The sequence below is a fragment of the Amycolatopsis sp. WAC 01416 genome (genome assembly GCF_003947485.1).
Classification (GTDB): Bacteria; Actinomycetota; Actinomycetes; order Mycobacteriales; family Pseudonocardiaceae; genus Amycolatopsis.
In genome coordinates, this window is record NZ_QHHX01000001.1 from 32,726 (window position 1) to 54,892 (window position 22,167).

Genomic DNA, 22,167 nt, shown 5'->3' on the forward strand with positions numbered 1-22,167 from the left:
GAAAGTGCCCGCCGCGGCAAACCCACGACGGGCACTTCCGGAACCGACTGGGCTTTACTCGCCCTCGGCTTCACCGTTCTCTTCGGTCGAGCCGGCACCGATGGTCACCGGCGGGGCGTCCGGGACCGACGAGGGCCGGGCTTCGCCGCGGAAGACGAAGTGCGCCTTGTCGTCCTTCTCGCCCTCTTCGTCGTTCCAGCCTTCGACGTCGACCAGGATGATCTGACCGGCCTGGATCTCGCCGAACAGGATCTTCTCCGACAGCTGGTCCTCGATCTCGCGCTGGATCGTGCGGCGCAGCGGCCGCGCGCCCAGCACCGGGTCGAAGCCACGCTTGGCGAGCAGCGCCTTGGCCTTGGGCGTGAGCTCGAGCTCCATGTCCTTGGCCTTGAGCTGCTTCTCGACCCGGGCGGCCATCAGATCGACCATCTGGATGATCTGGTCCTTGGTCAGCTGGTGGAAGACGATGATGTCGTCGATCCGGTTCAGGAACTCAGGCCGGAAATGCTTCTTCATTTCCTCGTTGACCTTTTGCTTCATCTTCTCGTACCGGTTGGCGGTGTCGCCTCCCTGCGAGAACCCGAGCGAGACGGACTTGGAGATGTCCGAGGTACCCAGGTTCGAGGTGAAGATGAGCACGGTGTTCTTGAAGTCGACCGTACGACCCTGGCCGTCGGTGAGGCGGCCGTCTTCGAGGACCTGCAGGAGCGTGTTGTAGATCTCCTGGTGGGCCTTCTCGATCTCGTCGAACAGCACCACCGAGAACGGCTTGCGCCGCACCTTCTCGGTCAGCTGGCCGCCCTCTTCGTAGCCGACGTAGCCCGGAGGGGCACCGAAGAGCCGCGAAGCGGTGTAGCGGTCGTGGAACTCGCCCATGTCGATCTGGATGAGCGCGTCGTCCTCGCCGAACAGGAACGCCGCGAGCGCCTTGGACAGCTCGGTCTTACCGACACCGGACGGGCCGGCGAAGATGAACGAGCCGGAGGGGCGCTTCGGGTCCTTCAGGCCGGCGCGGGTGCGGCGGATCGCCTGGGAGACGGCCTTGACGGCGTCCTCCTGGCCGATGATCCGCTTGTGCAGCTCGTCCTCCATGCGGAGCAGACGCGTGGTCTCCTCCTCGGTGAGCTTGAACACCGGGATGCCGGTCCAGTTGGCGAGGACCTCGGCGATCTGCTCCTCGTCGACCTCGGCGACGACGTCGAGGTCGCCGTCCTTCCACTGCTTCTCCCGCTCACCCTTCTGGCCGAGGAGGGTCTTCTCCTCGTCACGGAGGCGGGCGGCGCGCTCGAAGTCCTGCGCGTCTATCGCGGACTCCTTGTCCCTGCGCACGTCGGCGATCTTCTCGTCGAACTCGCGCAGGTCCGGCGGCGCGGTCATGCGGCGGATGCGCATCCGGGCGCCGGCCTCGTCGATCAGGTCGATCGCCTTGTCCGGGAGGAAGCGGTCGTTGATGTAGCGGTCCGCGAGGGTGGCCGCCTGCACCAGCGCGCCGTCGGTGATGGAGACGCGGTGGTGCGCCTCGTACCGGTCGCGGAGACCCTTCAGGATCTCGATCGTGTGCTCGAGCGACGGCTCGCCGACCTGGATCGGCTGGAAGCGGCGCTCCAGCGCGGCGTCCTTCTCGATGTACTTGCGGTACTCCTCGAGGGTGGTCGCGCCGATCGTCTGCAGCTCACCACGGGCCAGCATCGGCTTCAGGATCGACGCGGCGTCGATCGCACCCTCGGCGGCACCCGCGCCGACGAGCGTGTGCAGCTCGTCGATGAACAGGATGATGTCGCCGCGGGTCTTGATCTCCTTGAGCACCTTCTTGAGGCGCTCTTCGAAGTCACCGCGGTACCGGGAACCGGCGACCAGGGAGCCGAGGTCGAGGGTGTAGAGCTGCTTGTCCTTCAGCGTCTCGGGCACCTCGCCCTTGACGATGTTCTGCGCGAGCCCCTCGACGACGGCGGTCTTGCCGACGCCGGGCTCACCGATCAGGACCGGGTTGTTCTTGGTGCGCCGCGACAGCACCTGCATGACCCGCTCGATCTCCTTGCCGCGGCCGATGACCGGGTCGAGCTTGCCTTCGCGGGCCTGCACGGTCAGGTTGCGGCCGAACTGGTCGAGCACCAGCGACGACGACGGGGTGCCTTCACCGCGTCCGGAGCCGGTCTCGGTCGACTCCTTGCCACCCTGGTAGCCCGACAGCAGCTGCAGGACCTGCTGACGCACCCGGTTGAGGTCCGCGCCGAGCTTGACGAGCACCTGTGCGGCGACGCCTTCGCCCTCGCGGATGAGACCGAGCAGGATGTGCTCGGTGCCGATGTAGTTGTGGCCGAGCTGCAGCGCTTCGCGCAGCGACAGCTCAAGCACCTTCTTGGCCCGCGGGGTGAAGGGGATGTGCCCGCTCGGGGCCTGCTGCCCCTGGCCGATGATCTCCTCGACCTGTTGGCGGACGCCCTCCAGCGCGATGCCCAGCGATTCCAGCGCCTTGGCGGCGACACCTTCACCCTCGTGGATCAGACCCAGGAGGATGTGCTCGGTGCCGATGTAGTTGTGGTTGAGCATCCTGGCTTCTTCTTGGGCCAGGACGACCACCCGCCTCGCGCGGTCGGTGAACCTCTCAAACATGTGCACTCCCTCGACTGCTGCGACGGCGGCCCGTTTCCATCGTGCTTTCACCGCGATGGATTCAGCACCGTGAGACCACTCTAGTAGCCACGCGGTCGCGCTGGCGTACCACTACGGCTGATTGCGGCCCGTTCGCGCCCGGCCCGTTCTCCGGCCGTGCGCTCTTTCATCTTCCGGTTGCCCTGCACCTTTACGTCAAGCACAACGTGCGGACACGCGTCCGGATTCCGCCGGACGGGCGTTGTCCGCTGAGCGCGAACACGGGTCCGCCCAGTGGATGGACACCCGTCCGGAGTAGTCACGGATCGTATGTAAGGTTAGGCGTACCTAATGACGGGAGGCCGGTGTGTCACGACACTACGCGCTCGCGTCCCCCGTGGACGGGCTCCGGGCCTCCCTCGCCAGGATGCCCGGGGACGCCCGGCTCCGCGGAGACGTGCCGGAGGGCGAGCCGGACTGGGTCCGCTGCGGCGACCTGCTCGGCGAACCGGCCCGTCTCGTGCGCTGGCGGGAGCGGCTCACCGGCTGGCTGGCCGAGACGTACTCGGAAGCCCCTGCGATCCCCGAGCGGACCCCGGCGAGCTGGATCCTGTCCTGGTATCTGCACGTCCCGGCCTTCGCCGGCGCGATGCTGCTGCACCACGAACGCCGCGTCCCGTCGCTGGCGCCGTCCGCGCTGGCGTTCCGGATCGGCGCCGACCGGCCCCACCCCGACTCCGTCGCCGTCCTCGGTGACGGTTTCCACTGCCTGCCGACGGACCCGGGCTCGGCGCACCCGGAGGCGGTCGTCGTCCCGGACGAGCGGGCGCTGGCGACCGTCCTGCGGGGCAGGTTCGTCGCGCACGCGAGCCGGTTCATCGACGTCTACGGGCCGCTGACGAGGCTCGGGCGGCGGCAGCTGTGGGCGGCAGCCACGGACGCGCTCGACAACGCGCTGTGGTCGGCGGGACGGCTGGGCGGGACCCCGGAGGCCGAGGGCGCCGGGGACGAGTTCGGCGCGCTGGTCCTCGAATCGCGGTTCCCGCCACTGACGTCGGCGTCGAAGCTGACGTCGGCGCCGGGAGCCGACGGCCGCCGCGAGTGGGCGAGAAACCGCGAAAGCTGCTGTTTCTCCTATCTGCTGCCCGCGGAATCGGAATGCGGCGGCTGTCCGCGAATCCGTTAAGGGGTCCAGGCGGGATTCCGGCCCGTCGCGCCCAACGCGCGCTCGAACGTCGTCGCGCCTTCCGCGACGGTCACTTCGTCGCCGTACACCTTCATCGCCCGCGCCTGATCACCGATCTCCAGCGCGATGGCGTACACGGCGTCGGCGACTTCGGGGAGAACGGTGAACTCCGCACCGGTCGCCCTGGCGAGGTCCCAGCCGTGGAAGACGAACTCGTCCAGCACCATGTAGCCGGCCATCGACGCGGGCATCGGGTTGCCACCGAAGGTGGTCTGCCCCTGCCACGCCTCGGGCGTCCCGAAGACGTCCACGAGCCGCGCGGTCTGCTTCTCGATGTCACCGAGCCATCCGCCGCCGACGAGCCCTGCCTCCTCCTCGCCGGAGGACACCTCGGGCGGCGGTGTCTTGCGCCCGGCTGCTTCGAGCCAGGGTCCCCAGTAGAGAAGGTGGTTCAGCAGGGCGCGGACGTCGTATTCGGCACACGGGGTGCGGGCGGCGAGGTCGGACTCGCCGATCCCGCGCAGGATTCCGGCGAATTCCGCGGCGGCGGGGGCGATCAGGGCAGCGTGTTCGGACATGGGGGCATCAGTTCACGGAAACCGGCGCACCGTCTTGAAGAAACGCGACAGGGTTAGGTTGAGGGGGTGAGCGGGCACCGGATCCCGGCGGGGATCGTCAACGCGCGGCAGGCGAAGTTCAGCCTCGTGCGGCATCCACCCGCACCGGGCCTGCGCCCGTTCGTCGACCACCACTGGGTGCTGCGCTGGGATCTGAGCGGCCGTCCGCCCCACGAACAGGTGGTCCTGCCCAATCTCGCGGTGAACGTCACGTTCTTCCGCCACGCGGAAGGTGTCTTCGGACCGGGGAAACGACCTTTCCGCCACACCGTCGCCGGCGCCGGCCACGGTATCGGCGTGCGATTCCGGCCGGGGGCATTCCGGGCATTCCTCACCGGCCCGGTCACGATGATCTCCGGCGGTTCCGTTCCACTCACCGATCTCTTCCCCGGCGCCGGACCGGTGACGGAATCGGTACGGAATGCGACGAACGACTTCGAAATGGTCCGCCGGTGCGAGGAACTGCTCCTCGCGAAAGATCCCGTGCTCACCGCCGCGGCCAGGTCGGCCATCGAAGCCGTCGAAACAATCGCGGCCGATCCGGCCGTTACCAGAGTCGGCGAGCTGTCAAGCCGAACGGGCCTGTCTCAGCGAAGCCTGCAACGCCTGTTCGCCGAACATGTCGGCGCCACCCCCAAATGGGCGATTCAGGTGTACCGATTGAACGAGGCGGCGGCACGGATCGCCGCCGAGGATCGGCCGGACTACGCGGAACTGGCGTTCACGCTGGGCTATAGCGACCAAGCCCACTTCATCCGGGATTTCCGCTCCGTGACCGGATGGGCGCCCACCGAGTACGCCCGCTTGAACCGTGTACAAGAACAAGAAAGCCGCCGGGAACAGTTTCCCGGCGGCTTGTGAGTCCGAAAGACCTCAGTTCTTCTTGTGGTAGGCCTCCACGACCTCGGACGGGATACGTCCACGGTCGGAAACCTGGAAGCCGTTCTTGCGGGCCCAGGCGCGAATGGCCTGGTTCTGCTCACGGTCCACGGTCGCGGGGCGGGCGGCGGCCTTCACGCCGGCGACCGGACGAATGGCGGTGCGCTTACGGCCACCCGCGCGACGGGCGTGCTCCACATACTGGGCCAGCGCGTCACGAAGCTCTTCCGCGTTTTCCGCGGAAAGGTCGATCTGGTAGCTCACACCGTCCAAACCGAACTCGACGGTCTCTTCCGCCTCAGTGCCGTCGAGGTCGTCGACGAGAGAGACGAGCACCTTCTGTGCCATCTGTTTCCTCCTGCTGGGGGCTTACACGAATGATCTGGTACGGGGCATGCCCCGGACAGAAGACTTTGTCTAGCGACATTAATACCCGCTACCGAGACATAACGCAAATCTTGTTTACGAGAACGATCGAGGTATCTGTCACGCGGACGGGTTATTCGGGTCGGACGAGCGGGAAGAGGATGGTCTCCCTGATACCAAGGCCGGTCAGCGCCATCAGCAACCGGTCGATCCCCATTCCGACACCACCGCTCGGCGGCATTCCGTACTCCAGCGCACGGAGGAAATCCTCATCCAGGTTCATGGCCTCACTATCACCCTGCGCACCCAGCCGAGCCTGTTCCACCAGACGCTGACGCTCCACCACGGGATCGACGAGCTCGGAGTATCCGGTGGCCAGTTCGAATCCGCGCACGTACAGATCCCACTTCTCGGCCACCCCCGGCTTGCTGCGATGTTGCCTGGTCAGCGGGGATGTCTCGACCGGAAAATCACGGACAAAAGTGGGTTCGTGAAGATGATCTCCGACGAGATGTTCCCAAAGTTCTTCGACGAGTTTGCCGTGGCCTAACTTTGGGTCGAGCTCCAGCTCTCGCGCTTCGGCATAGGAACGCAGCTTGTCCGCCGATGTCTCGGGAGTGACCTCTTCCGACAACGCCCCGGACAGCGACTCGTACATTCCGAGCGTGGTCCACTCGCCGGACAGGTCGTACTCCGAACCGTCGGCGAGAGTAGCCACCTGAGTACCGAGAACGTTCTGCGCCGCCTCCTGGATGAGCTGGCGCGTCATCACCGCATTGGAGTCATAGGTCGCATACGCTTCGTAGTACTCGAGCATCGCGAACTCCGGCGAGTGGGACGAGTCGCTGCCCTCGTTCCGGAAGTTCCGGTTGATCTCGAAGACCTTCTCGATACCGCCGACCACGCAACGCTTGAGGTACAGCTCCGGTGCGATCCTCAAGTAGAGGTCGAGGTCGAAGGCATTCGAATGTGTGACGAATGGCCGCGCCGCCGCGCCGCCGTGCAGCGTTTGCAGCATCGGGGTCTCGACCTCGAGGAATCCCCGGCCGTGAAACGAGTCACGCAGGGAACGCAGCACACCGGCCCGGGTGCGGACCACGTCCCGCGCCTTGGGACGCACGATCAGATCGACATAACGCTGCCGGATCCGCGTTTCCTCGGCCAGCTCTTTGTACATCACCGGCAACGGGCGCAATGCTTTCGACGTGATCCGCCATGAGTCGGCCATCACGGAAAGCTCACCGCGCTTGGAGGTGATGACCTCGCCCTCGACGAATACGTGATCGCCGAGATCGACATCGGACTTCCACGCCGCGAGCGCGTCCGCGCCCACCTTCGCGAGGCTGATCATCGCCTGCAACTCGGTGCCGTCGCCTTCACGGAGACTCGCGAAACACAGTTTGCCGGTATTGCGCATGAACATGACCCGGCCGGTGACGCCGACGATCTCGCCGGTGGCGGTGTCGACCGGAAGACCGGAATGCTTCTCGCGCACTTCGGCCAGCGAGTGCGTCCGGGGCACCTCGACCGGATACGGATCGATACCCTCCGCGATTATCCGGTCGCGCTTGTCCCGGCGCACCCGCATCTGTTCCGGCAGGTCTTCGTCGGGGCTCACGCCCTCGGATGCGGGGATTTCAGTCATGGCGCACAGCGTACGAACCCGCCGCTTCCCTACGCCAACCGGATTACCTTTTCCGAGTCCGGACCGGCCGGTTTTCTCTCCATTAACCTGGTTCGCGTGAACTCATCCACTCCCGGCATCGAACCCGAACTGCACGCCCGCCGCGCCGCTTCGTTCGGCGCGAAGGCCGCCGCCTATGCCGCCCATCGGCCCGGCTATCCGGAAAAGGCACTGGCCTGGGGGCTGGCAGGCGCCCGGGGAACACCGGAACGGGTCCTCGACCTCGGCGCGGGCACCGGCAAGGTCAGCCAGGGCCTGCTCGCACTGGACGTCGCGGTCACCGCGGTCGAACCGGACGCGCAGATGCTCGAAGAGCTCGCCAAGGCGCTCCCGGCCGTGACCCCGCTCATCGGGACCGCGGAGCGGATCCCGCTGCCGGACGAGGCCGTGGACGCCGTGGTCGTCGGGCAGGCGTTCCACTGGTTCGAACTCGACCGGGCCTATCCGGAGATGGCCAGGGTGCTCAGGCCGGGCGGAGTCGTTGTGGCGCTGTGGAACCACGACGACGAGTCGACGGGCTGGCTGGCGGAGTTCAACACGCTGATCAAGAGCTCGATGAGCAGGCGCTGGTTGAGCGACTACGAATCGCTGCCGGAACACGAGGCCTTCGAGCCGTTCGAGAAGGAGACCTTCAGCTACAAACAACCCAGGACGGCGGAAAGCCTGGTGGAGACGATCGCCACCCATTCGCATCTGCTGGTGGCGCCGGAAGCGGAACGCGCCGCCAAACTGCGCGCGGCGCGGGAATTCCTCGACCGGAACCCGGAAACCGCCTCGGGGGAATTCGACCTTCCGCTCACCACCACGGTCTTCCGGGCGGGTAAACGATGACCGACTGGAAGGCCGCGTTCACCACGACGTTCGGCGCGCCCGCGTCCGCGGTCTCGGCGGGGATCTGGGCCGACGTCTACGGCGACGAGTACCCAGCCGAACTCGACACCTACAGCTTCGTGACCCGGACCGACCTGCGCGACATCGTGGCCGGGGCGCGACTGGAACCGGGCGGGCGGCTGGCCGACATCGGCTGCGGGCGCGGTGGGCCGGGCCTGTGGGTCGCCGCGCGCACCTACGCGACGCTCACCGGCGTCGACATCGCGGAGACGGCGCTGGCTTCGGCGCGGCGCCGCGCGGAGGCGATGGACGTCGAAGCCACCGACTTCCAGATCGGCAGTTTCTCGGACACGGGGCTGGAAGACGCGTCGTTCGACGCGGTGATGAGCGTCGACGCGCTGCTGTTCGCGCCCGACAAACGGCGCGCCTGCGAGGAGTTCGCGCGGATCCTCGCGCCCGGCGGGCGCCTGCTCGTCACGACCTGGGACTTCGACGGGCAGCCGGAGAACCGGCCACCGCAGGTGCCCGACCACCGGCCGTTACTGGAAGCGGCCGGGTTCGACGTCCATTCCTACGAGGAGACGACGGACTGGCGGGCGCGGCAGCGGCGGACCGGGGAGCTCTCGCTGGAGCGCGTGGCCGAACTGGCGGCGGAATCCGGCGCGGATCCGGCGAAACTGCGGGCGAGCATCGAGCTCACGCTGCGGAACCAGGACCTGATGACGCGGCGGGTGCTGATCGTCGCCTCACGCCCGTGACCGAAGGCGTAACTCGCGTGATCAGAGGCGTAACTCACGTGATTGGAGGCGTAACTCGCGAGTTACGCCTCCAATCACGTGAGTTACGTGTCTGATCACGGGCGGGCGGAGGCGTGGTTGCGCTCGTAGACGAGGCGCAGGCCAAGCAGGGTGAGATCCGGCGCGTGCTCGGTGATCGTTTCGGACTCCTCGAGCACCAAGGGCGCCAGGCCACCGGTCGCGATCACCGCGACGGGATCGGTCCCGCCGGGCGAGAGCTCGCGTTTGATCCGCTTCACCAGGCCGTCGACCTGGCCGGCGAACCCGTAGAGGATGCCGGATTGCAGGCATTCCACGGTGTTCTTCCCGATCACCGACCGCGGCGGCACCAGTTCCACCTTGCGCAGCGCCGCGGCCCGTGCGGCCAGCGCGTCGACCGAGATCTCGATGCCGGGCGCGAACGCGCCGCCGAGGAACTCGCCCTTGGCGGAGATGGCGTCCACATTGGTCGAAGTCCCGAAATCCACCACCACGCAAGCGGTGGACGGGTGCAGATGGTGCGCGGCCAGGGTGTTCACCAGCCTGTCCGCCCCCACCTCCTTGGGATTGTCGACCAGGAGCGGCACGCCGGTGCGCACCCCCGGCTCGATGACGATCTTCGGCAACCGCCCGTAGTAGCGCGAAAGCATGACGCGCAGTTCCCGCAGCACGGCGGGAACCGTGGACAGCGCGCTGATCCCGGTGATCGCGTCCGCGTGCGAGCCGAGGAGGCCGCGCATGGTCAACGCCAGTTCGTCGGCGGTCATCCGCGCGTCGGTGCGCATCCGCCAGTCGCCGATCAGCTCTTGGCCGGAGTACAGGCCGAGCACGATGTTGGTGTTACCGACGTCGACCGTGAGCAGCAAGGGCTCAGCTTTCGGCGTGCAGAAGCGCGTCGAGACGGCGGGCGTCGGCGGTTTCGGCGACCGGGAAGGTCATCGTGTCGTCGTCGGCCAGCGTCACGGTGCCGCTCAACAGACCGGAACCCTCCGGCGCGTGACCGGGGTTGGCGCCCTTCTCGACGATCCGGTTGTCCGCGTCGACGAAGACGACCCGCGGCCGGAACGACGCCGCCTCGGCGTTCTCCATCTGCGCGTACGAAATCAGGATCACCAGATCCCCGGGGTGCACCAGATGCGCCGCGGCGCCGTTGATGCCGAGCACCCCGCTGCCGCGTTCGCCCGCGATCACGTAGGTCTCGAGCCGCGAGCCATTGGTGACGTCCACAATGGACACCTGTTCGCCCGGCAGCAGATCCGCCGCGTCCATCAGGTCCTCGTCGACGGTCACCGAACCGACGTAGTGGAGATCGGCCTGGGTGACCGTCGCCCTATGGATCTTCGATTTCAGCATCGTGCGGTACATCGTGGACTCTCCTTATTCCCCTGCGTCCAGCGCGTTTTCCGGATGATCGACGGCTGCGCCGAGCATCACCGGGACGTTGTCGATCAGCCGGGTACTCCCCACCCTGGCCGCGATCAGCAACCGCGCTTCACCGTCCGCGGGCGCGGGCCCGAGGTCGGTTCCCCTCAACTCCAGATAGTCGACCTCGACCGCGGGACGCGCGGCGAGGGTCTGCCTGGCGGTCGCCAGCACGGCTTCCGCACCGTCGCGTCCGACGAAGGCACCCGCGGTGAGTGCCGCCGACAACACGATCGCGTCCTCGCGTTGTTCCGGAGTCAGGTAGACGTTGCGCGAGGACAACGCCAGCCCGTCGCGTTCCCGGACCGTCGGCACCCCGATGACACGGGTGTCGAAGTTCAGGTCACGCACCATCTTCTTGATCAGCACCAGCTGCTGGTAGTCCTTCTCCCCGAAGAAGGCGTAGTCCGGCCGCACGATGTTGAACAGTTTCGCCACCACGGTCAGCACGCCGGCGAAATGCCCCGGCCGCACCGCGCCTTCCAGCTCGTCGCCGAGCGCGCCGGGATGCACCGTGACGGTGGCCCCGTCGGGATACAGATCCGACGCCTTGGGCAGGAAGCCCAGCTCGACGCCGTCCTCCTTCAGCACCTCGAGGTCCTTGTCCAGCGGACGCGGGTACGCCTCGAAGTCCTCGCCCTCCCCGAACTGCAGGGGATTCACGAAGATCGACGTCGCGACGACCGTGTTCGGCAGCCGCTTCGCCCGGCGGATCAGCTCGCGGTGCCCCGCGTGCAGGGCGCCCATCGTGGGCACCAGCGCGACCTTGCGGCCGACGCCGTGCAGGGCACGCGTCACCTTGCTGACCTGCTCGGGCGGCTGGAAGGTGTGCAGCGTGCCTCGGGCGAATTTCGGTGTGGTCACTGGTTTTGCTGCCCTTCGGCGGGATCTGCGGGATCACTCAGGAGTTCGGTGAGCTCGGCGGCGGCCGAGGCATCCAGTAGCCCGGCGGCGTCGCCGCGCGCCAGCGTGCGCCTGGCCAGCGCGCGATAGCTCGGGGCGACGTCGGGGCCGCGTTCGGCCAGCACCGCGAGATGCTTACGCACGGTGCCGAGGTCACCACGGGCCACCGGCCCGGTCAGCGCCCGGTCCCCGTGTCGGAGAACATTATCCAACGCCGCCGACAACAACGGAGCCACCAGGCGTTCGGGCTGGGCGATTCCCGCCTCCCGCAACAATTCCGCGCAATCGGCGACCAGGGTCATCAGGTGGTTCGCACCGTGTGCCAACGCCGCGTGATAGAGCGCTCGCGCTTCGTCAGGGACCCGGACGGGCTCCGCGCCCATCTCCACGGTCAGCGCCTCACCGACGTTCCACGCCGCTTCGTCACCCTCTGTGGCTGTGACGCCGATGCTGCACGCGGCCAGCCTGTCGAGGTCTTCGGCGCGGCCGGTGAAGGTCATCACGGGGTGCAGGGCCAGCGGCAGCGCCCCGGCCTCGGCGGCGGGCGCGAGGACGTCGATGCCGTGCGACCCGGAGGTGTGCACGACGATCTGGCCGGGCCGCAGGGAGCCGGTGGCGACGAGGCCGCGCACCATCCCCGCGAGCGCGTCGTCCGGCAGGGCCAGCAGGACGAGGTCGGCGCGGCGGGCCACCTCGTCGGGAGGCAGGAGGGGTACGTCGGGGAGCAGTTGCTCCGCCCGGCGAACCGAAGCGTTGGAAAGGCCCGAAGCGGCGACGACGGTGTGCCCGGCCCTGGAGAGCGCGGCACCGACGACACTGCCGACCCGGCCCGCGGAAACGACGCCGACGGCCAGGCGAGCGGGCCTCATCATGGCGTGCGCCAGTGGACGCTCATGGTCGAAAACTCCTCAACTCGTTCCAGTCCCGCTCGGTGGGCGCGGGTACCAGACGACGGCGCGAGGGTAACCCTCCGGCCCGTGTCTGAAACGGCCCTCGTGACCAGCTTCACCTGACCGTGGTCACCCGCGTGGCGCGCCGTCGGCCAGCCGCACGGCCTCGGCGCGCGACGTCTTGAGCACCTGGAGCAGCTCGCGCTGCCGCTGTTTGGCCTCGTCGGTGAGCTTCCGTCCACGCCGCAGGAACGCGAGCTCGGTCACGCTGGCCTGGTAGCGGCCGACGGCCTTCGCCGCCTCCCGCCCCGACTGCTTCCGCGCCTGTTTCCGCCACGACCGCCGTCCGGACAGACTGGCCAGCAGCGGCACCTCGGACGGCGCGATCCAGCGCGCGTCGACCATCAGCGGCAACGCGGCCGCGACGATCCGCTGCTCGCGGCGCCGCTGCATGACCACCACCGAGAAGACCCCGATGAACAGCGGCACCATGATCAGGAAGTAGACGTTCAGGAAGGTCTTGGCGCCGCCGAGCAGCGCGGCGCCGTTCCACAGCGCGTGCAGCAGCACCGCGACGACGTAGCCGCCGATCGGCGCCAGGATCCGCAGCGAGCGCACCTTGCTGCTCGCGGCGACGCCGAGCCCGATCCCGGTCATGACGGCGAACAGCGGATGGGTGAACGGCGAAAGCACCCCGCGGAGGAAGAACGCCGCGAGCACGCCGGCGCTCGTGCCGTCACCGAAGCCGTGTTCGGCGAAGGCGCGGCCGAAGTAATAGATGTTCTCGGTGAAGGCGAACCCGGCCGCGGTGAAGCCGGCGTAGACGATGCCGTCCACGACACCGTCGAACTCGATCGGCCGGCGCCACCACAGGAGCAGGATGAAGGCGGCCTTCGCGGCTTCCTCGACCAACGGCGCGGAGACCAGTCCGCTGATCTTGCTTCCGACGCCGGTGCCGAGCAGCAGGTCACCGACGGCCTCGGCGCCGCTGTTGAGCAGCAGCGCGATGATCGTCGCGACACAAGCGCCCCAGACGAAGGACAGCAGCAGGAGCTTCGGTGGCTCCGGTTCCCAGCGGTCGACCCACAGGAAGGCCGTGACCACCACGGCGACCGGGACCAGCGCCGCGAGCACACCGATCGTCACCGCGGGCAACCCGACCTTCTCGGTCACCGTGCCGAACACGAACAACCCGCACAGCGCGACGGCGATCAGCCCGAGCACCGGCAGCAGCACGGTGATCGACCGAGACCGGCGTGGCCGGTCGGGACCGGGCGCCGGGGAGGAAGGCTCGCTCACAGCGGGTCACCCTACCGTCGGTACGGGATACGAGCGGTACGTGGAGCTGAAGTACGCGGTGGTACCGGGCCGCAAGTGAACCCGCCCGGGTCGACCAGCGAGCGCCCTGCCGACGTCGATCGCGGTCGCGGGTTCACCTTCGAAAATGCTCAGTCCTCGGCACGCCGCCTGCGCCGCGGGGTGGACTCGTTCGCGCCGTTCGCCGCGAGCAGGTCCATCACCGACCGGCCGGAGGCGTGGGAACCCGCGGCGGGCGTCTCCGGACGGCTGTGTGACGACCCGTTGCGCGACGGCGCCTCGTCGTCCGGCTTCGCCCGCCTGCCGCCGTGACGACCGCCGGAGGACTCGGAGCTCTGCCAAGCCGGGGGCTCGCCGTCCGGGCGGCGGCGACGGCCGCCACCGGTGGGCTCCGGCACGTTCGGGGCCGGGGTGAGCGAGACCGAGGAGTCCTCCGCCGCCCGGCGACGGCGTCCGCCGCCGTTCTGCGTCAGGCGGACCTCTTCGGGAAGCGTCGGGTTGACCGCGGGCGGCTCCTCGGTGCCGCCGCCGTGCCGCGACGGCGCCTCGGCGGCCGGACGGCGCACCGGTTCTGGCTCCGGCTGCCGCACGGGCTCTGCCCGGCGAGGCGGCTCGGACACGACCGGGATCGGCATGGGGATCGACAGCGGGGTCGGCGGCTCCGGATCACGACGCGGCTCGGGGCGCGGTTCCGACCGCGGCTGGGACGCCGACGGCTGGGGCTGCTGCTGCGGTTTCGGTGGCGGCGTGGGGCGCAGCCGGTCCTGGAAGTCGTCCTTCCTGGGGAACGCCGCGCTCAGGTCGGACACCGGGCGCTCCTGCGTCCACGACGGCTTCCACTCGCCGGTGGCCTCCATCGGCTCCGGTGCGGCGGGTTTGTTCGCGGGCGGCGGCGTGCCACCGGCCGGGTGGGACCGTTCGACCGGCTTCATCCCGGGACGGGTCAGGCCGAGCTCGCGGTTCGGCCGCGGACGGTCCGGCTCGACCCGCTTGACCGGCTTCGCCTGCGCGGCGGGCTTCACCGGCGGCGTCTCCTTGCGGGTCTGCTCCTCCGGGCGCGGCGCGGGCGGCCGCTGCACGGTGCCGGCGTCGAGCCGCTGCTGCAACGAAGGCTGCTGCGGACGGCGAGGCGGTTCGTTGCGCTGGGGTTCCGGGCGCTGGGGTTCCGGGCGCTGGGGCTGCCGGGCGACGGTGGGCATCGACGGCTGCGAGACCTCGGCGCGGGAGACGCCTGGCATGGACGGGCGCGACACCTCGGCGGGCGTCACCGGCGGCGGGGTCTTGCGCTGCGGTTCTGGACGCTGGGGCTGCGAAACTTCGGCGGGCGACATACCGGGGTTGGACATCTCGATCCGCTCGCGGCGGGCGGCTTCGGCGGCGAGCGCCTCGGCCGCCTTCGAAGCGCGGGCGTCCGCCTTGCGCATGCTGCGGCGAGTGGATTCGTCGACCGGCTTCGGCCGCTGGACCTGGTTGCTCTGGCCGTAGCCATTGGTGCCGTTGACCTGGCCGTTCGACGGCTTGCGACGAGCGGCCGGCGGCGTCCCCGCCCGCGCGGACGCGGGTTCGAGGACGCGGTCGATCATCTCGGTCGGGCGGTCGCGCTCACGCTCGTCGACGTCGATGGTGGTGCTCTTGGCGGGCATCAGCTGGGGTTTGCCGTTGCCATTCTCGGATCCGGCGCTCATCAGCTGCTTGTTGTCGAGGGACCGCATCCGGGTGGCCTGCGCGGTGAGCGCGACACGTTCGAGGAGAACCTCGCCGCCGCCGAAGAGCGACTGGAGGCTTTCACGCAGGGCGCTCACCTCGGCTCTGAGCGCTTCGAGCTCGTCATGGGAGCGGTTCTCGGCGACCTGCCGGCTCTCCGCTTCGATCTCCAGCTCGAACTCGCGGCGTGCGGCGATCTCGCGTTCCAGCTCAAGCTCGTAGACGGCCTGCGCCTCGGCGACGGCGTCCTCGCTCTGTGACACGTGCTTGCGGTAGCGGACCGCCAGGAACGCACCGATCAGGGCGGCCCACAGCGCCGCGACGATGCCCAGCCGCAAGTAGCGGAGGTCGTCGGAAAGCACCAATGCGAGAGTCGCGCCGACGGCGAGAACCAAGCCGACGACAAGCCACGGCCTACCCGCAAGGCGGCCGCGCGAGTCGTCACCCACCCCGGTCATGCCCAACACCGTACCTTCTAGTAATCCGAACGAGACCTAGTCGGTACTTCGAGCGGTGGCTCTCGAGCGTTAACCGGTCGGCTCGGGACCGGGGTCCCGATCACCGCCCTCGGGGGTCCGGCAGCAGTGTTCGAGCCACAAAGCCGCAGCTACCAGGGCCACCGAGCTGACGATCCCGACCGTCGCCGAACGGAGGTCACCGCCCGCCGCGAGGAGTTCGTCACGTCGCGGAAAAAGATACGCGAAAGCCGCCAGCCAGACCCCCGTCATGGCGGATCCGGCGAGCGACGAGGCCTTGGCCAGGGCCACCGATCGAGCGACGGAGATCGCGGCGAGCACGCGGCCCTCCTTGATCCGCGAACGGATGATGAAGGCGAGCACGACCTCGCAGAGCGCGAGGACGAGCAACGTGATTCCGGCGAAGAGCGGAAGCGCGGGGATCGATCCGTAGGCGACCTGGAAGACCAGATAGGCCAGGACCAGACCCAGGAGGCCGGCCACCGCCAGCTCGCGTGGCCGCGTGAAGTGCATGGAACAACGCTACCTGGCAGGCTTGACTCTCCACCAACTGGAGAGTCGACGATGAAGCATATGGGCACCGCAGCGGTTTTCACCATCGGGGAGCTGGCCAAACGGACCGGCCTGCCGGTGAAGACCATCCGCTTCTACTCCGACGAAGGACTACTGCCACCGACCGACCGCACCGACGCCGGCTACCGCCTCTACGACGCCACCGCGATGGCGCGCCTGGAGCTGGTCCGGACGCTGCGGGAACTCGGACTGGGCCTCGCGGACGTGGAGCGGGCGCTGACCAGGGAAGCGACCATCGGGGACCTCGCGGTCCAGCACGTCGCCGCCCTGGACGAGCAGATCCGGCGGCTCGAACTGCGCCGCGCGGTCCTGCGAGCGGTGGCCAAACGGGATTCACCACTGGAGGAGGTCGAACTGATGAACAAACTCGCGTCGATGTCGGACGAGGACCGCAAACGTTTGCTCGACGGGTTCTGGGCGGACATGGTCGAAGGACTCGAACTGGACCCGCAGTTCTACGAGCGGATGCGCTCGGCGAAACCGGAACTGCCCGACGACCCGACGCCCGAGCAGCTGGAGGCCTGGATCGAGTTCGCCGAACTCGTCCAGGACGAGGAGTTCCGCGCGTCGATCCGCCGGATGAGCGAGTGGCACTCGCAGCTCCGGAAGCAGGACGGAGCGGACTTCGGCGCGAAGCAGCAGGAGCTGTGGATAGCGTGGAGCGCGAAGGCGACCGAAGCGCTCGAAGCCGACCTCGCGCCGGACTCAGCCGAGGGCCGCGAGCTGGCGGAAACGATCTTCACCCAGTCTTCGCGGAACGGCCGTGACCCGGCCGACCCCGCCTGGCGGAAGCGGCTGACCGACGGGATGGCGATCAGCATGGACCCGCGCGCCGAGCGGTACTGGCACCTGCTGGGGAAGATGAACGGCTGGCCGTCGTTCCCCTCGCAGATGCGGGAGGCCGAGTGGATCATCGCCGCCCTGCGCTCCGCGCTGGGATAGCCCGCATTTCGTCACCTACTTGCGGTGGTTGGCATCGCGAACTTCCGCAAGTAGGTGACGAATTGCGGAGGCGGGCGGCGACCGTGTGGATTTCTGGTCATCCAACGCCCCAAAATCCACACAGTCCCCGCACTAGCGGCCCGGTCACGACCGGGAGGTGACCGAACGTGAGGGCCGCTGGAGGCGCGTTTCGTCATCTACTTGCGGTGGTTGGCATCGCGAACTTCCGCGAGTAGGTGGCGAACGCGGAGGGGGATCGGTCAGGCGAGGGTGAGCGACGTCAGCCGCACGGAGTCGCGGTCCGAAGCGGGGCGGGCGGCGAGAAGGTCGGCGACCGGACCGTGGCCGGGGAGCACCGCGCCGGGCTCGATCTCCAGCCAGGGGATCAGCACACTCGCGCGCTCCGGCGTGCCGGGATGAGGAAGCAGCAACTGGGGGTCGTCGGAGCGCACCCCGTCCACGGTCACTATGTCGACATCCAGCGTGCGCGGCCCCCAGCGGAGTTCGCGCACGCGCTCCGCCGCCTGCTCGGCGGCCTGCCCGGTGCTCAGCCAGTCCCAATGGTCACGCGCCGGGTCGTCGACCAGGACGACGGCGTTGAGGAAGTCCGGCTGGTCCTCGACGCCCCACGCTTTCGTCTCGTAAACACTCGAAACGGCGACGACCGCTGGCCGCACGGCGTCGACGGCGGACTGAAGGAACGCGAGCCGGTCCCCCAAGTTGGAACCGAGCGAAAGCAGCGCGCGGCTCATCGTTCGCGTCGCACCGTGACGGCGACGTCGTCGAAGTTCAGCGGGATCGGCGCGGACGGTTTGTGCACCGTCACTTCGACGGCGCTCAGCCGCTCGTCGCGCAGCACCTCGTCGGCGATCTTCCCGGCGACACTCTCGATGAGGTCGTACGGCTCGCCCGCGACGATCCCGGCGGCGAGCTCCGCGAGTTCGCCGTAGTGCAGCGTCTTGGTCAGGTCGTCGGAGGCGGCGGCCGGGCCGAGGTCCAGCCACACCACGATGTCGACGACGAACTCCTGCCCGTCCCGCTTCTCGTGGTCGAAGACCCCGTGCCTGCCGAAGACCCTCAATCCGGTCAACGTGATCCGGTCAGACAACGGGATTCCCCTTCCGCCAAGCCGCCGCGACGGTCACGGCGTCGATGCTCGCGCCGACCTCGTGCACCCGCACTCCCCAGGCACCGGCCGCCGCGGCGAGCGCGGACACGGCCGCGGTCGCGTTCTCGCGGCCGTCCGGCGGGGCGGGCTTTCCGTCCTTTCCGGACAAAAGACGCCCGAGGAACCGTTTGCGCGAGGCGCCGACGAGAACCGGGAAACCCAGTGACAGAACGGAATCCAGCCTGTTCAGCAGCGCCCAGTCGTGTTCGGCGTCCTTCGCGAACCCGAGCCCGGGGTCGAGCACGATCGCACTCTGGTCGACACCCGCGGCGACCGCTTCGTCCACTCGGGACAGCAGTTCGGCGCGCACGTCCGCGACGACGTCCTCATAGGACGCCAGCGCGTTCATGTCCTTGCTGTGCCCGCGCCAGTGCATCAGTACGTACGGGACACCGGTCTCGGCGGCGACCTTCGCCATGTTCGGATCGGCCAGCCCGCCGGAGACGTCGTTGATGACGGACGCGCCCGCCTCGACCGCGGCGAGGGCGACCTCGGCCCGCGTGGTGTCCACGGACATCGCGACACCATCGGCGGCGAGTGAACGGATCACCGGCATGATCCGGGAAATCTCGGTCTCGGCGTCCACTCGGGACGCTCCCGGCCGCGTCGACTCCCCACCGACGTCGATCAGATCCGCCCCGCGCGTCCACATCTCGTGCGCGTGCTCCAGCGCCTGCTCGACGCCCAGGTAGCGCCCACCGTCCGAAAAGGAGTCGGGGGTGACGTTCAGAATGCCCATCACCGCGCACCGGCCGGGCCGGGGCAGGGCGGTCATCGACGGCCCTTGATCAGATCCAGCGCCTCCGCCCGCGAGGACGCCGAAGTCTGCAGCAGCCCGCGCACGGCGGACGTCGTCGTCCTGGCGCCGGGCTTGCGGATACCGCGCATGGCCATGCAGAGATGTTCGGCCTCGACCACGACGATCGCGCCGCGGGGCTCGAGTTTGCGCATGAGCGCGTCGGCGACCTGGGAGGTGAGCCGCTCCTGGACCTGGGGGCGCTTGGCGTAGAGATCGACGAGGCGGGCCAGTTTGGACAGGCCGGTGACCTTGCCGTGGCCGTTCGGGATGTAGCCGACGTGGGCGACACCGTGGAAGGGCACGAGGTGATGTTCACATACCGAAAACATCGGGATGTCCGTCACGAGCACGAGTTCTTCGTGTGCCTCGTCGAACGTGCGGTCCAGGACGTGGTCCGGCTCGGTGTAGAGCCCGGCGAACATTTCCCGGTAAGCGCGAGCGACCCGGGCCGGGGTCTCAAGGAGACCGTCCCGGTCCGGGTCCTCACCACAGGCGAGCAGGAGTTCGCGTACGGCTTTCTCGGCCCGGTCCTGGTCGAAGACCGGGCTTGCGCCGTTACCGCTTGGTGTCGTCCTGTCCGTCGTCACGCCGTTGCTGTCCTTCGTCCTGCTGACCGCCGGGCTGGTCAGCGAACCAGCCGTCGCGCGGGCGGTCTTCGGCGGGACGCCAGGGCTGGTTCGGCTGGCCGCCCGGCTGCGTGGCCGGGGTCCATCCAGGAGGAGCCCCGTAGTTCGGCGGGCCGCCAACGGGCCCACCCTGGTAACCGCCTGCCGGACCACCCGGCTGCTGCCCACCATATGCCTGGGGCCAGTGGCCGGTGCCGTTCGGCCCACCGTTGAGGCGACCACCGTTGGGGTAGGCGCCCGGCGGCGGCGGAGCGTACGGGTTCGCGTTCGGGTCCGGCGGCGGAGCCGGCTGCGCGTACGGCGGGCCACCGGGAAGGTCGCCGCCGCCCTGCGCGGTGCCGACCGGGGTCGGCGCCGGCTGCAGCGCCGGCTGCTCCTTCTTCTCCTCCGGCGGAGGCCACGGCTCGCCGCGCTCCATCGCCAGCTCGCCGGGGGTCTTGATCGGCGGCTTGTCGGACGGCTTGCGGTCGCCGAACTCGTTGAAGATGGTGATGTGCGGGCGCTTCTCGACGGTCGCGAAGATCCGCTCGAGGTCCTTGCGGGTCAGCGTCTCCTTTTCGAGGAGCTCGATGACCAGCTCGTCCAGCACGTCGCGGTAGGTGCTCAGCACGTGCCACGCCTCGGTGTGCGCGGTCTCGATGAGCTTGCGCACCTCCTCGTCGATCTCGTGCGCGACCTCGAGCGAGTAGTCGGCCTGGCGGCCCGCCGAGCGGCCGAGGAACGGGTCGCCCTGCTCCTGGCCGTACTTGACCGCGCCGAGCCGGGCGCTCATGCCGTATTCGGTGACCATGGCGCGGGCGATCTTGGTCGCCTGCTCGATGTCGGAGGAGGCACCGGTGGTGGGCTCGTGGAAGACGAGCTCCTCCGCCGTCCGGCCGCCCATCGCGAAGACCAGGCGCCCGATCATCTCCGAACGGGTCATCAACTCCTTGTCGTCCTCCGGGACGAGCAGGGCGTGGCCGCCGGTGCGCCCGCGCGGCAGGATCGTCAGCTTGTAGACCGGTTCGATGTCCGGCATCGCCCACGCGGCGAGCGCGTGCCCGCCCTCGTGATAGGCCGTGATCTTCTTCTCCTTCTCGGAGATGATCCGGCTCTTGCGGGCGGGGCCGCCGACGACGCGGTCGACCGACTCCTCCAACGCGGCGTCGGTGATCACGTGCCCGTTCTCGCGGGCGGTGAGCAGCGCGGCCTCGTTGAGCACGTTCGCGAGGTCGGCGCCGGACATGCCGACGGTCCGCTTCGCGAGACCGCTCAGGTCGGTGCCCTGCGCGATCGGCTTGCCCTTGGCGTGCACCTCGAGGATCGCCTTGCGGCCGCGCATGTCCGGCGCGGACACCGGGATCTGGCGGTCGAAGCGGCCGGGACGCAGGAGCGCCGGGTCGAGGATGTCGGGACGGTTGGTCGCGGCGATCAGGATGATGCCGCCGCGCGCGTCGAAGCCGTCCATCTCGACGAGGAGCTGGTTCAGCGTCTGCTCACGTTCGTCGTGGCCGCCGCCGAGGCCGGCACCGCGCTGGCGGCCGACCGCGTCGATCTCGTCGACGAAGATGATGCAGGGCGCGTTCTGCTTGGCCTGCTCGAACAGGTCGCGGACGCGGGACGCGCCGACACCGACGAACATCTCGACGAAGTCGGAACCGGAGATCGTGTAGAACGGCACGCCCGCCTCACCGGCGACGGCTCGCGCGAGCAGCGTCTTACCGGTACCGGGCGGCCCGTAGAGCAGCACGCCCTTGGGGATCTTCGCGCCGAGCGCCTGGTAGCGCGCCGGGTTCTGTAGGAAGTCCTTGATCTCGTACAGCTCTTCGACGGCCTCGTCGGCGCCCGCGACGTCCCCGAAGGTCGTCTTGGGCATGTCCTTGTTGAGCTGCTTGGCCTTCGACTTGCCGAAGTTGAGGACGCGGTTCCCGCCGCCCTGCGCGTTGTTCATCATCCACATCAGCAGGCCGAGCACCAGCGCCAGCGGGATGGCGAAGATCAGGATCTGGGTGAGGACGTTCTGCTGGGTGACCTTGGTGGTGAACTTGACCGGGTTGTCACCGCTCTTCAGGCCGATGAGCTGGCCGTAGATGGTGCCCGCGACGTTCGCCGGGTACTGCGCGATGATCTGGTCGACCTGCTGGCCTTCGACCTCGATCTTCTTGTTCAGCAGCAGCTTGATCTGCTGCTCCTTGTCCTCTTGCGAGGCTTCCTTGACGTTGTTCGTGGTGATCTGCTGGTTCGCGATCGAGATCGGCACCTGGGTATAGCCACGATCACTGTCGAAGATCGTGTTGTATGCGAGAAACGCCAGTACCGCCGCGAGAATCCAGAGCACTGGGTTCTTGAGCACGCTCTTCCGGTTCATACGACTCGGCCCTGGTGGCCTCGACCCTTCCTGGTTGGGCGGCTCCTGTGATACCCGCCATCACGATCT

General features: G+C 68.6%; 21 protein-coding genes. 5 read left to right on the plus strand and 16 right to left on the minus strand.

Annotation, left to right across the window (positions count from 1 at the left end):
- Positions 1 to 54: 54 nt before the first annotated feature.
- Positions 55 to 2,613 (minus strand): ATP-dependent Clp protease ATP-binding subunit, encoded by a 2,559-nt coding sequence (locus tag DL990_RS00155; protein WP_125786154.1) that lies wholly within the window; start codon positions 2,611 to 2,613, stop codon positions 55 to 57.
- 406 nt (positions 2,614 to 3,019) lie between these two features.
- On the opposite strand from DL990_RS00155, the gene DL990_RS00160 reads away from it, so the two are divergent.
- Positions 3,020 to 3,778, plus strand: coding sequence for a (2Fe-2S)-binding protein (locus tag DL990_RS00160; RefSeq protein WP_370451239.1), 759 nt, complete (start codon positions 3,020 to 3,022; stop codon positions 3,776 to 3,778).
- Here the strand turns inward: DL990_RS00160 and DL990_RS00165 are convergent.
- Positions 3,775 to 4,356: a TIGR03086 family metal-binding protein gene (locus DL990_RS00165; RefSeq protein ID WP_125797569.1), complete on the minus strand. Its 582-nt coding sequence runs from the start codon at positions 4,354 to 4,356 to the stop codon at positions 3,775 to 3,777. The two genes, DL990_RS00160 and DL990_RS00165, sit on opposite strands and share 4 nt — an antisense overlap.
- A 66-nt stretch (positions 4,357 to 4,422) precedes the next feature.
- Here DL990_RS00165 and DL990_RS00170 point away from each other — a divergent pair, with 66 nt between their 5' ends.
- Entirely contained in the window at positions 4,423 to 5,256 is an 834-nt protein-coding gene (locus DL990_RS00170) for a helix-turn-helix domain-containing protein (protein WP_125797570.1), read from the plus strand.
- Between the two features lie 12 nt (positions 5,257 to 5,268).
- Here the strand turns inward: DL990_RS00170 and DL990_RS00175 are convergent, their stop codons facing one another.
- Positions 5,269 to 5,622 (minus strand): Lsr2 family protein, encoded by a 354-nt coding sequence (locus DL990_RS00175; protein ID WP_005165380.1) that lies wholly within the window; start codon positions 5,620 to 5,622, stop codon positions 5,269 to 5,271.
- A 151-nt stretch (positions 5,623 to 5,773) separates the two neighbouring features.
- Positions 5,774 to 7,285: a lysine--tRNA ligase gene (lysS, locus tag DL990_RS00180; protein WP_125786158.1), complete on the minus strand. Its 1,512-nt coding sequence runs from the start codon at positions 7,283 to 7,285 to the stop codon at positions 5,774 to 5,776.
- 96 nt (positions 7,286 to 7,381) lie between these two features.
- Here lysS and DL990_RS00185 point away from each other — a divergent pair, with 96 nt between their 5' ends.
- Positions 7,382 to 8,155, plus strand: a complete 774-nt coding sequence (locus DL990_RS00185) for a class I SAM-dependent methyltransferase (RefSeq protein WP_125797571.1) — start codon at positions 7,382 to 7,384, stop codon at positions 8,153 to 8,155.
- Positions 8,152 to 8,913, plus strand: coding sequence for a class I SAM-dependent methyltransferase (locus DL990_RS00190; RefSeq protein ID WP_125797572.1), 762 nt, complete (start codon positions 8,152 to 8,154; stop codon positions 8,911 to 8,913). The genes DL990_RS00185 and DL990_RS00190 overlap by 4 nt, the downstream gene beginning before the upstream one ends.
- 95 nt (positions 8,914 to 9,008) lie before the next feature.
- Here DL990_RS00190 and DL990_RS00195 read toward each other — a convergent pair whose 3' ends face one another.
- From DL990_RS00195 to DL990_RS00225, 7 genes are all read right to left on the minus strand, one after another.
- On the minus strand, positions 9,009 to 9,797 hold the full coding sequence (locus DL990_RS00195) for a type III pantothenate kinase (protein WP_125786161.1): 789 nt from the start codon (positions 9,795 to 9,797) through the stop codon (positions 9,009 to 9,011).
- A gap of 4 nt (positions 9,798 to 9,801) precedes the next feature.
- The gene (panD, locus tag DL990_RS00200; RefSeq protein WP_125786162.1) at positions 9,802 to 10,296 is read right to left on the minus strand and encodes an aspartate 1-decarboxylase; all 495 of its coding nucleotides are present in this window, start codon (positions 10,294 to 10,296) and stop codon (positions 9,802 to 9,804) included.
- Positions 10,297 to 10,308: 12 nt separating this feature from the next.
- Positions 10,309 to 11,217, minus strand: coding sequence for a pantoate--beta-alanine ligase (gene panC, locus DL990_RS00205; protein WP_125786163.1), 909 nt, complete (start codon positions 11,215 to 11,217; stop codon positions 10,309 to 10,311).
- Entirely contained in the window at positions 11,214 to 12,128 is a 915-nt protein-coding gene (locus DL990_RS00210) for a Rossmann-like and DUF2520 domain-containing protein (protein ID WP_125786164.1), read from the minus strand. The genes panC and DL990_RS00210 overlap by 4 nt, the downstream gene beginning before the upstream one ends.
- A 147-nt stretch (positions 12,129 to 12,275) precedes the next feature.
- Positions 12,276 to 13,445, minus strand: a complete 1,170-nt coding sequence (locus tag DL990_RS00215; protein WP_125786165.1) for a PrsW family intramembrane metalloprotease — start codon at positions 13,443 to 13,445, stop codon at positions 12,276 to 12,278.
- A gap of 149 nt (positions 13,446 to 13,594) precedes the next feature.
- Positions 13,595 to 15,625, minus strand: a complete 2,031-nt coding sequence (locus tag DL990_RS00220; RefSeq protein ID WP_125797573.1) for a DUF6779 domain-containing protein — start codon at positions 15,623 to 15,625, stop codon at positions 13,595 to 13,597.
- 69 nt (positions 15,626 to 15,694) lie between these two features.
- Positions 15,695 to 16,156 carry a DUF3180 domain-containing protein gene (locus tag DL990_RS00225; protein WP_125786167.1) on the minus strand — a complete coding sequence of 154 codons (462 nt, stop codon included), beginning with the start codon at positions 16,154 to 16,156 and terminating at the stop codon, positions 15,695 to 15,697.
- 60 nt (positions 16,157 to 16,216) lie between these two features.
- Here DL990_RS00225 and DL990_RS00230 point away from each other — a divergent pair, with 60 nt between their 5' ends.
- Positions 16,217 to 17,158, plus strand: coding sequence for a MerR family transcriptional regulator (locus tag DL990_RS00230; protein WP_125786168.1), 942 nt, complete (start codon positions 16,217 to 16,219; stop codon positions 17,156 to 17,158).
- Between the two features lie 260 nt (positions 17,159 to 17,418).
- Here the strand turns inward: DL990_RS00230 and folK are convergent, their stop codons facing one another.
- Genes folK through ftsH form a run of 5 tightly spaced genes read right to left on the minus strand, consistent with a single transcriptional unit; the run spans position 17,419 to position 22,098 of the window.
- Positions 17,419 to 17,910 carry a 2-amino-4-hydroxy-6-hydroxymethyldihydropteridine diphosphokinase gene (folK, locus tag DL990_RS00235; protein WP_125786169.1) on the minus strand — a complete coding sequence of 164 codons (492 nt, stop codon included), beginning with the start codon at positions 17,908 to 17,910 and terminating at the stop codon, positions 17,419 to 17,421.
- Entirely contained in the window at positions 17,907 to 18,266 is a 360-nt protein-coding gene (gene folB / locus DL990_RS00240; protein ID WP_125694967.1) for a dihydroneopterin aldolase, read from the minus strand. The genes folK and folB overlap by 4 nt, the downstream gene beginning before the upstream one ends.
- On the minus strand, positions 18,259 to 19,101 hold the full coding sequence (folP, locus tag DL990_RS00245; protein WP_199746165.1) for a dihydropteroate synthase: 843 nt from the start codon (positions 19,099 to 19,101) through the stop codon (positions 18,259 to 18,261). Before folP ends, folB begins: the two co-directional genes overlap by 8 nt.
- Positions 19,098 to 19,712 (minus strand): GTP cyclohydrolase I FolE, encoded by a 615-nt coding sequence (gene folE, locus DL990_RS00250; protein WP_125786170.1) that lies wholly within the window; start codon positions 19,710 to 19,712, stop codon positions 19,098 to 19,100. Before folE ends, folP begins: the two co-directional genes overlap by 4 nt.
- Positions 19,681 to 22,098: an ATP-dependent zinc metalloprotease FtsH gene (ftsH, locus tag DL990_RS00255; RefSeq protein WP_125797574.1), complete on the minus strand. Its 2,418-nt coding sequence runs from the start codon at positions 22,096 to 22,098 to the stop codon at positions 19,681 to 19,683. Before ftsH ends, folE begins: the two co-directional genes overlap by 32 nt.
- Positions 22,099 to 22,167: the final 69 nt, after the last annotated feature.